The organism is Rothia gullae, from assembly GCF_024294905.1.
Taxonomy (GTDB): Bacteria; Actinomycetota; Actinomycetes; order Actinomycetales; family Micrococcaceae; genus Rothia.
In genome coordinates this window covers 60,556-73,623 of sequence record NZ_JANCOC010000005.1, presented here as the reverse complement: position 1 = coordinate 73,623, position 13,068 = coordinate 60,556, and the positions used below count along the sequence as shown (strand labels likewise).

The following is a 13,068-nucleotide window of genomic DNA, read 5'->3' as shown; positions in this document are numbered from 1 at the left end:
ATGAGCTCTGGTCTCTCTTCGGAGGGACATTCCTCCTCGCGCGCGCCGAAGGCTCCGCGTTCGCGTGCTCGTCTGCGTGTTCAGCAGGTAGCTGAGAATGCGCAGACTGAGGCGGCACCGGCTGAGGCGGTACAGTCTCAGTCCGCGCAGTCTCAGGCGGTGAAGGCTTCGGCAACAAAGGTTGAAGCGCCCCAGACTAAAGCGCCTCAGGCTGAAGCCCAGCCGACTGGTGCTACTCAGACTAATGCCGCGAAGTCTGCTGTGTCTGCAACCTCCGAGGCTTCTGCCCAGGCTGTCGTTGCTCAGCCTGCTGTTGCGCACTCTGCCGTTACCCAGCCTTCGAGCTCCGCTCGACACATGCCGCGTAAGCCGGTGGTGCATAAATCGCACAGTCAGAACGGTGCTGTTTCTTCGGCGTCCAAGAGCGCTGCGGCGGTTCATGCTTCGGCACAGTCTTTGAAGGATTCGGTGCGTTCTGCGCTGATGACCGGTCGTACCGTGTCTGAGGTTGAGCACGCGCCTGAGCTGTTTAATGTTGAGGCGTTTGAGGATTCTTCGTCTCAGGGGGGCTCTGTGCAGACTGCATCTTCGCAGTCGGTGAAGAGCACAGAAAAGGAAGTAGCCAATCAGAAGGCTACCCAGAAGAGTGCTGCTAAGAAGTCTTCTGCCGGTTCTGCTGAATCTCGCGAAGAGTCTGCCGCTCAGAAGGCTCAGGAACGCGCCGATAAGAGCGCCGATAAGGCGGGGGAGAAGGCCGCTGAAGAGCCTCGCTCCGCGAGCCGTTTTGGTCGTTGGCGTGCCGAGCGTGAGCAGCAGCGTGCAGCGGAGATTGAGAAGGAACGCGAGCGTGCGAGCCGTCAGGCTCACCGTGAGCGTCTGCGTCAGGATCCGGGTCTGGACGGCCTGCGTGCTGAGGAGCGCCCCCGTAAGGAACGTGCGCCTTTGAGTCGCGCCCGTAAGCTGCTGTACACCGCCTTGGTGCTGGCTATTATTGCGGTGCTGTACGTGGTGCTGGTCTTCTTCTCGCCCCTGTTGGCGACTCAGAAGATTACGGTGCGCGGCGCATCCCTGCTGGAAACCACTCAGGTGGAGCAGAAGCTGGAGCCTCTGCGCGGGGTTCCGCTCACCCGTATCGACGAGAAGAAGGTGCGTGAGCTGATCGGCCAGGATAACGTGCTTCATAGTGTGCATGTGGAGAGCCGTCCGCCGCATGAGCTGGTGGTGACCCTGAAGGAACGTACCGCTGTTGCGGTTGTGAAGCAGGGCGATACGTACCATACTGTTGATAGCGATGGTGTGAGTCTGCTGGAGTCGGCTACTCAGCCTGATACTTCGGTGCCGCTGGTTCGTTTCAGTGGTGATGATCCGCAGACTTCGGACGAATTCCGCACCATCTCTACGGCGCTTTCGGCGATGCCCTCTGAGCTTCTAGCTCAGGTTAAGGAAGCCAGCGCTACCTCAACATCAAATATCACTCTAACCTTGAGGGATAATACTACGGTGCAGTGGGGAACTGCTGAAGAGAGCGAGTTGAAGGCGAAGGTCCTGTTCTCCCTGCGCCAGGCTATTGCCAAGCGTGCCAAGGAGGAGAAATCTTCCGAAGCCCAGACGCAGAAGGTGACCGTCTACGATGTGTCTGCCCCGCGCGTACCGGTGACCCGATAGGGGAACCATTGAGGCGCTATATCCTCCCTTTTTGTATGAAATCTACAAAAAGAGGGGGTAATTGCGCTGTGTGACTAGGAACCAACAAAAACAGTTTGGTATCCTAGCAGATAAAGTCATTCTTTAGAGGAAACCTTCAGGCTTAGAATAAGCTGCGGGTCTTCCGAAGCTGGAACACGGAACAATCGAGGAATACATGGACGCTGGAACTCCCCAGAACTACTTGGCAGTCATCAAGGTCGTTGGTATCGGCGGCGGTGGCGTCAACGCAGTCAACCGTATGATTGAGGTTGGTCTGCGCGGCGTTGAGTTCATTGCTATCAACACTGACGCTCAGGCTCTGCTGATGTCCGATGCAGACGTTAAGCTGGACGTTGGTCGTGAACTGACCCGCGGTCTTGGCGCAGGCGCAAACCCCGAGGTTGGCCGTCAGGCAGCCGAGGATCACGCGCAGGAAATTGAGGAAGTCCTCAAGGGCGCAGACATGGTCTTTGTGACCGCAGGTGAGGGCGGTGGCACCGGTACCGGTGGCGCACCCGTCGTGGCACGTATTGCCCGCTCCCTCGGCGCTCTGACCATTGGTGTGGTGACCCGCCCCTTCACCTTCGAAGGCCGTCGCCGCTCCAACCAGGCTGAGACCGGTATCGCTGCTCTGCGCGATGAGGTTGATACCCTGATCGTTATTCCGAACGACCGACTGCTGTCGATTTCGGATCGCAACGTCTCCATGCTGGACGCATTCAAGTCCGCTGACCAGGTTCTGCTCTCCGGTGTGCAGGGCATTACCGACCTGATCACCACCCCCGGCCTGATCAACCTTGACTTCGCTGACGTTAAGTCCGTCATGCAGGGTGCAGGTTCGGCTCTGATGGGTATCGGCTCAGCATCCGGTGAGGACCGCGCAGTGAAGGCAGCTGAGCTGGCTATCGCTTCGCCGCTGCTGGAAGCATCCATCGACGGTGCACACGGCGTTCTGCTGTCCATTCAGGGTGGCTCCGACCTGGGTCTGTTCGAGATTAACGAGGCTGCACGCCTGGTTCAGGAAGTTGCTCACCCCGACGCAAACATCATCTTCGGCGCTGTTATTGACGACGCACTGGGCGATGAGGCTCGCGTGACCGTGATTGCTGCTGGCTTCGACGCAGTGAACCCGGAGACCAACTCCAACGCTTCCACTGCTGCGGCTACTCAGGCTCAGCGCACTCAGGCATCCTTCGGCGGTTCCACCGCTCCGGCTACTAGTGGCTACGGCTACAACGCACCCGCTGCTGCCCCGGCTTCCACCGGCGCTGCTGGCTTCGATGTTGACCTTCCCCCGGTTGTGGAGGAAGCTCCGGCTCGCCGCGACACCCTGGACGTCCCTGACTTCCTGAAGTAGTCTGCCCGGCTGTGAACGCCTAAGCGTTGCACGGCTGAGAGTCTTATGAACCTATAGGGGAGCTGAGAAACACGCACATTTGTGCTGTTCTCGGCTCCCCTTTGCTATACCCGCCGTTATACCCGCTGATATCTGATGAAGGAATAGAAGATGCGCGATAACCCCAAAACTTCGCTGCTTACCTCTGCCGATACCCGCACCCTGGGCCCCTGGCGTGTGCGGGTGGGTTTCACCTCCCGCGCGGCGGGCAACCTGGGCTTGCACGTGGACGATGAGCTTGGCGGCGGTATGGATGCCTCCCTGGTGCGCACCCTCAATCACCGTGCCGCTCTGGAGGAGACGCTGGGTACCGAGCCGTTCTTCTACCTGAACCAGGTGCATGGCGTGCAGGTCGCCTACCCGGAAGACTACGAAGTGGAATCCTACGCGCCCGGTACACCCGAGGAGCGTACGGTTGAGCGTGCCCGCGCGGTGCTGGAGAACTCCCCGGTCGCCGATGCGGCGATTAGCAGTGAGGGCGTGCCCCTGGCGATTATGGTTGCGGATTGCATCCCCGTGGTGCTGGTGGGGGAGCGGAGCACGAACTGGCAACCAATCCTGGCGGTCGCTCACGCTGGCCGCCGCGGCCTCCTCGATGGCGTGCTCCAGCAGACCGTGCAGCGGATGCGTCAGCTCGGTGCGGAAAAAATTACCGCCTGGCTGGGTCCGAGCATTTGCGGTAGCTGCTACGAGGTGCCCGAGGCGATGCGCACCCAGTCCACCGAACTGATTCCGCAGGTGCATTCGGTGACCAGCCAGCAGACCCCCGGCTTGGACCTGCCCGCAGGTGCCCGCGCCGTGCTGGAAGAGGCAGGCGTGCAGGTGAGCATGGACTGTGCGCAGTGTACGTTTGAGGAGTCCGAGGTGTATTCGCATCGCGGATTTACGAACCGCGGTGAGAAGCCGGGCCGTATTGCGGGTCTGGTGTGGATCGAGAAAACAGCAGAGCCTGCAGCCTAGAGCCGCTAAAGATAGGGTCGCTAAAGATAAAGCCGCTGAAGGAGAGAAGATGTCTGAAATGAACGTAGAAGAACAGAACCTGCGCTACACTCCCGAACGCGCCGAGCAGCTGCTGCAGAACTACCGCCGCGTGCTTGAGCGTATCCGCACCGCGGAGCAGGATCACAGCGCAGTGCGTACCGAGGAGAGCGCCCCGGTACAGCTGGTGACGGTCACGAAGTTCTTCCCCGCCTCCGACGCGGCGGCGCTGCTGGATGGGGGAGCGATCCTCTTCGGTGAGAACCGCGACCAGGAGGCAAGCGCGAAGGCTCGCGAGCTCGCCGCATACTGCGCCCAGCGTGAGGTGCAGCCCCCGCACTGGGCGTTTATTGGCCAGCTGCAGACAAACAAGGCGAAGTCTGTGGTCAAGTACGCCTCCAGCGTGCATTCGGTGGACCGCCCCTCCCTGGCGGACGCGCTGGCGAAGGCGTACACAAACCAGCTCTCCCGCTTCGAGGCGGGGGAGGCGCCCGCACCCGCAGCGGTGGAGCAGGGCGCGCTGACCTGCCTGGTGCAGGTGTCCCTGGCGGAGGTTGCGACGGCTGGCCACGCAGCTGAGGGTGCGCGCGGTGGTACGAGCGCCTCTGAGCTGCTGGAGTTGGTGGAGCGCATCGAGAACCACGAGCATTTGCGCTGTGGTGGCGTGATGGCGGTGGCGCCGCTGGGAATGAACCCGGATGAGGCATTTGAGAAGCTCTACGGGCTGGCGTTGCTGGTGCGTGAGCAGGTGCCGCATGCGACCGAGATTTCTGCCGGTATGAGCGGGGATTTGGAGGCTGCGGTGCGTTGGGGCTCGACCTGCGTGCGCGTGGGTAGCGACATCATGGGTAAGCGCCCGGCGCTCTAGCCTCGCCCAAGCTACGCGCCGTGCGTTGCCTATCGCACTTTGGACTGCTTTCGGTACAAACTGCGGCATAATCATCGGTGCCCTTGACCGCCTGCGCGGGGTGTGCGCTGGTAATATATACATGCCGGTGCATGGCGTACCGTTACGCACACACCTTCTGATGACGCACTACGGCAGAACCTGTACACCACCAACGTGAAAGAACAGCGAGAGAATTATGGCGAAACAAAGCCGTCTGGCGGGTTTCCTCGGCCTGGAACGATACCAGAACGCTGAGACGACGCCGGAAGAATCCCCGCAGGCTGTGCAGGCTGACTCCCGCCGGGAGGCAAACGCCTCCGCAGGGCAGGCTGCTATAGCACAGAAGACCGACAGCTCTAACAGGCTCTCAGCACTGCCCGGCTCAGCACAGTACAGCGTTGCCGAGTCGCAGAGCGAAACCTACCACCTGCAGGACGAACCCCCCTATACTGAACAAGAAGTGTACCAGCAAGCTAATAGCTACGATGACGGTACAGAAACCGAGTATCTGGACGCAGAAGAAACTGCCGACGGACGAGCAACCGTAGATGCAGCGGCATACGCCACCGCTCATACACCTGAAACCACAGCTGATCTGGCGGAAACCGAGCAGACTTGGGACGACGTCAGCGCAGACAATTGGGAGGACACCCCGGTGCCGAATACCGAATACACCGAGCAGTACGCCGAGACGTACTCCAACGACGGCTACTACGACCAGGGCTACGAGCCCGAAGAAACCAACGGATACACCTACGGTTACGAGGAAGAAGAGGACGAATTGCGTCGTATCACCACTATCCACCCCCGCTCCTACAATGACGCAAAGATCATTGGTGAGGCATTCCGCGAGAACATCCCCGTGATTATGAACGTGGAAGAAATGCCTGACGCAGACGCAAAGCGCCTGGTGGACTTTGCATCCGGTCTGGCATTCGCGCTGGAAGGCCGCATTGAGCGAGTCACCGCTAAGGTGTTCCTGCTGACCCCCTCCAACCTGGAGGTTCTGGGCGTGGCTAATTCCGAGGTTCCCGCCGGCTTTGAGACCGACGGCGAATTCCCCTTCGACCAGGGCTAAGGACTGATAGATGGGTTATATTTTCGCCCTCATTACAATCGTTGTCTACGTTCTCTACATTGCGATGCTGTTGCGCATGCTCTTTGACTGGGTGCGCATGTTCGCTCCGGAGTGGCGACCCAAGGGCTTTGTGCTACTCTTCGCCAGCGGCGTGTACGCGGTGACGGACTGGCCGATGAACCAGCTGCGCCGCCTGATCCCGCCGGTTCGTGTGGGTAACGTTGCGCTGGATACCGGCTTCCTGATTTTGATTGTTGTGTTGTCTCTGCTGCTGAGCATTATGATGCGGATGACCGCGGCATTCTCCTAAACCGCTCCGTTGAGAGGTTAGAGAACAATGTTGTAGAGCCCCGCCTGCGCTCTAAACCCTGTGGGTTGGAATGCTGGCGGGGTTTTCTGTGCCTGATTGCTGGATTGATTGCGGTGTCCCGCTCCGTGGCTGAGGTAGCTTTCCGTGACAGGTTACAAGCTGGGTTCGCGAGCTACATCAGATGATGAGAAATGCACCTGTCAGCAGATACTGAGCCTGATATGGCGGGGGATAAGGGAGGATGCGTCACGTGGTGAATCCCACCCTTGTGCCGAGTACATATTTTGTTATTCAGCCGATATATAACCGGGCACAGAAACCAAAGAATAGTAGAATTGGTGCCAATGACTGCATCGCGGTATAGCCATACCCCTGAACTATTGGGGGTGACGAATTCGCTGCACTTAACTTCATCACCAACCCCGTAGAGATACTTAGAGGAGAAGCCCATGGCAATCACCCCCGAAGACCTGATCACTAAGAGCTTCAAGGTCGTGACCGAAGAGTCCGGTTACGACCGCAACGAGGTCGACGATTTCCTGGACGAGCTCGTTGTCGAACTGCGTGCACTCTACTCCGAGCGTGATACCCTCGAACGCCAGGTTGAGCAGCTCTCTGCAAACGCACCCGATTCCCCCGCAGCGGCTGTAGCACCCGCACAGTCTTCCGCGGCACCGTCTGGGCCTCAGGATGCGGCGGCACTGCTCGCCATGGCACAGAAGGTTCACGACGACTACGTGGCACAGGGCGAAAAGGCTAAGGCGGAACTGCTCGAAGAAGCAGAGAAGAAGGCAGACGCTATGGTGAGTGAAGCTCAGCAGCAGCGCGAAGAGATTCTCTCTCGCCTCACCGACGAGAAGGAAGAGCTGGAGGTCGCTGTTGAGGCTCTGCGCGGCTTCGAGAGCCGCTACCGCTCCAAGCTGCTGCAGCACCTGGACGCACAGGTTCAGGAGCTCAAGAACCTCAAATCTATCGAGGCTTCCGCATAAAACAGCGTGTCTGAATAAGCTAACGACGCTTTGAAGCGTATGCCGCTCGGATTCTTTCTCTTCCACCGCTATTCACTGGGGAGATCGAGAGAACCGGGCGGTATTCTCATGTCCGCCCGGCACGACTCAAGAACCCAGCGTGCGAAGCGCGGGAGAGTACCCGCAAAATCACCACCGAATACTCGATGCACTACCCCGATTTGCTAAGCTAGAGGGGCACTATCGAACGCGAGCGCATCCCGCCTCCGCACCGCAGGGCCGCCACACCGTAGGCGCAGCAACCGGCACAGACTAGAGGAGAGCTATGACCAACATCCCCAAGACTGCTGAATCCTCAGTCTCACAGGTAGCCGATAACGCCGCCGAAGAAGCTACTGGTCACCGCGTGCGCATCCTTTCTGGACGCTCCGCGGGTATTCTCGCGCTCGTGCTTGCCGCCGTCGTGTTCGCTATCGATCAGGGCACGAAATACCTAGTCGTTACTCAGATGCAGTTGGGAGAACGCGTTACCGTCATTGACGGGTTGCTGTGGTGGTACTCGATTCGTAACTCTGGCGCCGCATTCAGCATGGGCGAGAACGTCACCTGGGCCTTCACCCTCGTCATGATCGCCGCCGCATCCGTGGTACTGTACCTGCTACGCCGCACCCGCGCCCTGTCCTGGACGCTCGCATTAGGTGGCCTGCTCGGCGGAATCTGCGGCAACCTTTTCGACCGTCTCTTCCGTGAGCCCGGCTTCGGCTCCGGCCACGTGGTCGATTTTATTTCCGTACCGAACTTCGCGATTTTCAATATTGCAGACTCCGCAATCTGCGTGTGCATGGTGTTCATCGTGCTGCTGAACTTCAAAGGTCTGAACCTCAACGGCACCCGCGTGCAGGCGCCCGCTGAAGAAACCTCGGCTGACGAGGCTCTGGCTGGTGACAAGAACGCGGCTGAGAAGAACAGGGCAGCGAAGAGCGCCAAGTAGCTTTCCCTCCTCCGCTACATCATAGCCACATGCGCCTACAGACGTTTTCACACAGAGACGTTTTCACACAGCCCCTCCCACACAGACAACTAAAGCAAGCACCACCCGAAGGAGAGCCGCATGAGCGAAACTACCAACGCCACCGAAGAATCGGCACGTATCCGCGCCGAATTCACCGTTGAAGGCGCGCTTTCCGGTATGCGCCTGGACGCCGCGCTCGCCGGTGCCCTCGACGCGCCGCGCACCCGCACCTCCGGGTGGATTCGTGACGGCCACGTGACCGTGACCAACAATGGCAAGGCCGTGAAAATCGGCAAGTCCTACAAGCTGTCCGTAGGGGACGAAGTCGTCGTGGATGCACCCGCACCGCGCGATCTGGCGGACATCCGCCCCGAAAAGGTGGACGGCTTTCGCATCGTGCACCTGGACGACGACATCGTCGTGGTGGATAAACCTGCAGGCGTGGCGGCACATCCCTCACCGGGCTGGCACGGCCCCACCGTCATCTCCGCGCTCATGGGCGAGGGCATTTCGGTTGCTACTTCCGGCGCGGCAGAACGCCAGGGCATCGTGCATCGTCTGGACGTGGGCACCAGCGGCCTGATGGTCGTAGCCCGCAGCGAACGCGCCTACACCGCACTCAAGCGAGCCTTCAAGGAACGCACCGTGGACAAGGTCTACCACACCCTCGTGCAGGGCCTGCCCGACCCGCTGCACGGCACCATTGACGCACCCATTGGCCGCCACCCCGGCAACGAATGGAAGTTCGCCGTGGTCGAAGACGGACGCAACTCCATTACCCACTACGATGTGCTCGAAGCCTTCGGCCCCGCATCGCTGGTCGAGGTACACCTGGAAACCGGACGCACTCACCAGATTCGTGTCCACTTCTCTGCGTTGCGCCACCCCTGCTGCGGCGACCTCACCTACGGCGCCGACCCGCGCTTTAGCGCCGAACTGGGCCTGACCCGCCAGTGGCTACACGCGCACCGCCTAGGCTTCGATCACCCCGGCACCGGCGAGCGCGTAACCTTCAACAGCGAGTACCCGCTCGACCTGTCCTACGCGCTGACCGCTCTGCGCGAGGGTAAGGTTCAGCTCGGCTAGACAGTCGGCTAGCTATAGCCGCCCGCACGCCGCCGCACACAGCTTCACATTCACCGCCCATCCTCCAGCCCACACCTCCAGGAGATTCCCGTGGCAACCAAAGAATTTACGCACCTGCACGTGCACACCGAGTACTCCATGCTCGACGGTGCCGCGCGCCTGGGTGACTTGTTCACCCACGCTAAAGAACTCGGCATGAAGTCCATGGCGACCAGTGACCACGGCTTCCTCTTTGGTGCCTTCGACTTCTGGCGCCAGGCTAAAGCGCACGACATCAAGCCCATTATTGGTGTGGAGGCGTACCTGACCCCCGGCACGCACCGCACCGACCGTTCACGTGTGCGCTGGGGCGACGGATCCCGCGACGACGTCTCCGGTGGTGGCGCGTACACCCACATGACCATGTGGGCTGAAACCACTGAGGGTATGCACAACCTGTTCCGTGCCTCCTCGATTGCCTCGCTGGAAGGTCAGCTGTACAAGCCGCGTATGGACCGCGAGGTGCTGCAGACCTACTCGAAGGGCCTGATTGCGACCACCGGCTGCCCCTCCGGTGAGGTTCAGACACGCCTGCGCCTGGGGCAGTTCGACGAGGCGGTCCAAGCGGCGAGCGAATTCCGCGATATTTTCGGCAAAGATAACTTCTACTGCGAGGTCATGGACCACGGCCTGGACATTGAGCGCAACGTCCAGGAGGATCTGCACCGCCTCGCCAAGAAGCTGAACCTGCCCTTCGTTGCCACCAACGACCTGCACTACACCCGCCAGGAAGACCACACCGCCCACGCCGCGCTGCTGTGCGTGCAGTCTGGCTCGACCCTCACCGACCCCAAGCGCTTCAAGTTCGACGCAGATAACTTCTACCTGCGCTCGGCAGAAGAAATGTACGCCCTGTTCGGTGACATTCCCGGCGCGTGCGAGAACACCCTCGAAATCGCTGAACGCTGCAACGTGGAGTTCAACACCAAGGCGAACTACATGCCGAACTTCCCCGTGCCCGAGGGCGAAAACGAGGAATCGTGGTTCGTGAAGGAGGTTGAGAAGGGCCTGCACTACCGCTTCCCGCAGGGTGTTCCCGACACTGTGCGCAAGCAGGCAGAGTACGAGGTGGGGGTTATTACCTCCATGGGTTTCCCCGGCTACTTCCTCGTGGTCGCTGACTTTATCAACTGGGCTAAGCGCAACGGTATTCGCGTGGGCCCCGGCCGTGGCTCCGGTGCGGGCTCCATGGTCGCGTATGCGATGCGTATTACCGACCTGAACCCGCTCGACCACGATCTGATCTTCGAGCGATTCCTCAACCCCGATCGCGTCTCCATGCCCGACTTCGATGTGGACTTTGACGATCGTCGCCGCGGCGAGGTTATCGACTACGTGACCGAAAAGTACGGTGAAGAGAAGGTTGCACAGATCGTCACCTTCGGCACCATTAAGGCGAAGCAGGCGCTCAAGGACGCCTCCCGCGTGATGGACCAGCCGTACTCGGTCGGCGAGCGCCTCACCAAGGCGATGCCGCCGGACGTCATGGGTAAGAACATCGCCCTGGCGAACGTGTACAACGAAGAGGATAAGCGTTACGCCGAGGCGGCAGATTTGCGTGCCCTCATTGAGGACCCGGTCGATAAGATCTACGGCCAGGTGTTCGAAACCGCGAAGGGCCTGGAGGGTCTGAAGCGTCAGTGGGGCGTGCATGCTGCGGGCGTGATTATGTCCAGCAAGGACCTCGTGGATGTGATCCCCGTGATGCGCCGCGAGGCCGACGGCCAGGTCATTACCCAGTTCGATTACCCCACCTGTGAGGGCCTGGGCCTGATTAAGATGGACTTCTTGGGTCTGCGTAACCTCACCATCATCTCTGATGCGGTGGAGAACATTAAGGCTAACCGAGGCATCGACCTAGACCTTGAATCCCTCTCACTGGACGACCCGGAATCGTACCGGTTGCTGGCGCGCGGCGACACCCTCGGCGTGTTCCAGCTCGACGGCGGCCCGATGCGATCGCTTCTCAAGCTCATGGAGCCCGAGGAGTTCGAGCACATTTCGGCTGTGTTGGCGCTGTACCGTCCTGGCCCGATGGGTGCGAACTCGCACACCAACTACGCTCTGCGTAAGAACGGTAAGCAGGAGATCGAGCCGATCCACCCTGAGCTGGAAGAGCCGCTGAAGGATATTCTGGATACCACCTACGGCCTGATTGTGTATCAGGAGCAGGTTATGGCGATTGCTCAGAAGGTCGCGAACTACACTCTGGGCGAGGCAGACCTGCTGCGCCGTGCGATGGGTAAGAAGAAGAAGGCGGAGCTGGATAAGCAGTACGCGACCTTCCACGACGGCATGATTTCTAACGGCTACTCTGAGGGCGCTATTAAGGCGCTCTGGGATATTCTGCTGCCGTTCTCTGACTACGCGTTCAACAAGGCGCACACGGCTGCGTACGGTCTGGTGTCGTACTGGACGGCGTACCTGAAGGCGCATTACCCGCAGGAGTACATGGCTGCGCTGCTGACCAGTGTGGGCGATAACAAGGACAAGCTCGCGCTGTACCTGAACGAGTGCCGCGCCATGGGCATTACCGTGCTCGCGCCGGATGTGAACGAGTCCACCCTGACCTTCGCCCCTGTCGGTGACGATATCCGCTTCGGTATGGGCGCGATTCGTAACGTGGGCGCGAACGTGGTCGAAGGCATGATTGCCGCCCGCGACGAGAAGGGCCGCTATGAGTCCTTCAACGACTTCCTGAAGAAGGTGCCGTTGCAGGTGTGCAATAAGCGCACCATCGAGTCGCTCATTAAGGCGGGCGCTTTCGACGACCTGGGCCACACCCGCCGTTCGCTGTCCCTCATTCACGAGGCGGCAGTGGACGCAGCCGTGGCGGTCAAGCGTAAGGAAGCGGCGGGTCAGTTCGACCTCTTCGGCTCCTTCGGCATGGATGACGCCCTGGGTGATGAACTGACTGTGACCATTCCGGATGTTCCGGATTGGGAGCGCCGCGAGAAGCTGAACTTTGAGCGTGACATGCTGGGCCTGTACGTTTCGGACCACCCGCTGCGCGGCCTGGAGCGTGCGCTTTCGGATGCCGCAAGCCATTCGGTGCACGACATTATCGGTGAAGACTCGCACGTGCGCGACGGCGAAACCGTCACCATTGCGGGCATGCTCACCGGCGTTTCGCGCCGTATCGCCAAGTCCAGCGGTAACCAGTACGCCTCCGTGGAGCTGGAAGACCCCTCGGGCGCAACCATTACGGTCATGTTCTTCTCCCGCGCCTACGAGACGACGGGCGCCGCCCTGGCGGACGACCTCATCTGCTCGATTCGTGGCCGCGTGCAGCGCCGCGACGACGGTAGCGTGAACATGAGCGCGCAGGAACTGCAGATCCTGGAAATCAGCGATGACGGCCGCGCCGCACCCATTACCATCGTGGTACCGGAGTACCTGGTGACCGAGGCGAACCTGAAGGAGCTGAAGGAGACCCTGCGCGACCACAAGGGCACCGCGGATGTGCGCATGCTAGTGCGCACCCGCGATAAGGAGCAGCTGGTGCTTCTGGATGCGAGCGTGCGCGTGGAACCGAACCCGAGCCTCTTCGGCGAAATCAAGACGATTTTCGGGCCGAGCTGCATTCGACGCTAACAACGCACGCTAACAACGCACAACCCCCGCTA

Annotated in this window: 9 protein-coding genes and 1 pseudogene; all 10 read left to right on the top strand. The window is 60.3% G+C overall.

Translation table 11 applies throughout. The features are described from left to right. The 10 genes and pseudogenes from NML54_RS04585 to dnaE all read left to right on the top strand — a co-directional run bounded on the left by NML54_RS04585 (position 1) and on the right by dnaE (position 13,036). The gene (locus NML54_RS04585; protein ID WP_254756147.1) at positions 1-1,665 is read left to right on the top strand and encodes a cell division protein FtsQ/DivIB; all 1,665 of its coding nucleotides are present in this window, start codon (positions 1-3) and stop codon (positions 1,663-1,665) included. 196 nt (positions 1,666-1,861) lie between these two features. Then, a complete protein-coding gene (ftsZ, locus tag NML54_RS04580; protein ID WP_254756145.1) occupies positions 1,862-3,043 on the top strand; it encodes a cell division protein FtsZ in 1,182 nt (393 codons plus the stop codon). A gap of 150 nt (positions 3,044-3,193) precedes the next feature. Further along, positions 3,194-4,042, top strand: coding sequence for a purine nucleoside phosphorylase YfiH/LACC1 family protein (locus tag NML54_RS04575; protein ID WP_254756143.1), 849 nt, complete (start codon positions 3,194-3,196; stop codon positions 4,040-4,042). 49 nt (positions 4,043-4,091) lie between these two features. Next, positions 4,092-4,928, top strand: a complete 837-nt coding sequence (locus tag NML54_RS04570) for a YggS family pyridoxal phosphate-dependent enzyme (protein ID WP_254756141.1) — start codon at positions 4,092-4,094, stop codon at positions 4,926-4,928. Positions 4,929-5,715: 787 nt separating this feature from the next. Then, positions 5,716-6,027, top strand: a pseudogene (locus NML54_RS04565) (cell division protein SepF); the annotation flags it as partial. A 10-nt stretch (positions 6,028-6,037) separates the two neighbouring features. Then, positions 6,038-6,337: a YggT family protein gene (locus NML54_RS04560; protein WP_254756139.1), complete on the top strand. Its 300-nt coding sequence runs from the start codon at positions 6,038-6,040 to the stop codon at positions 6,335-6,337. A 449-nt stretch (positions 6,338-6,786) separates the two neighbouring features. After that, complete coding sequence (locus tag NML54_RS04555) at positions 6,787-7,326, top strand: DivIVA domain-containing protein (RefSeq protein WP_254756137.1); 540 nt, start codon at positions 6,787-6,789, stop codon at positions 7,324-7,326. Positions 7,327-7,630: 304 nt separating this feature from the next. Next, entirely contained in the window at positions 7,631-8,296 is a 666-nt protein-coding gene (lspA, locus tag NML54_RS04550; RefSeq protein ID WP_254756135.1) for a signal peptidase II, read from the top strand. A gap of 120 nt (positions 8,297-8,416) precedes the next feature. Beyond that, positions 8,417-9,403: an RluA family pseudouridine synthase gene (locus NML54_RS04545; protein ID WP_254756133.1), complete on the top strand. Its 987-nt coding sequence runs from the start codon at positions 8,417-8,419 to the stop codon at positions 9,401-9,403. Positions 9,404-9,493: 90 nt separating this feature from the next. Further along, positions 9,494-13,036 (top strand): DNA polymerase III subunit alpha, encoded by a 3,543-nt coding sequence (gene dnaE, locus NML54_RS04540; RefSeq protein ID WP_254756131.1) that lies wholly within the window; start codon positions 9,494-9,496, stop codon positions 13,034-13,036. The last annotated feature ends 32 nt before the right edge of the window (positions 13,037-13,068 follow it).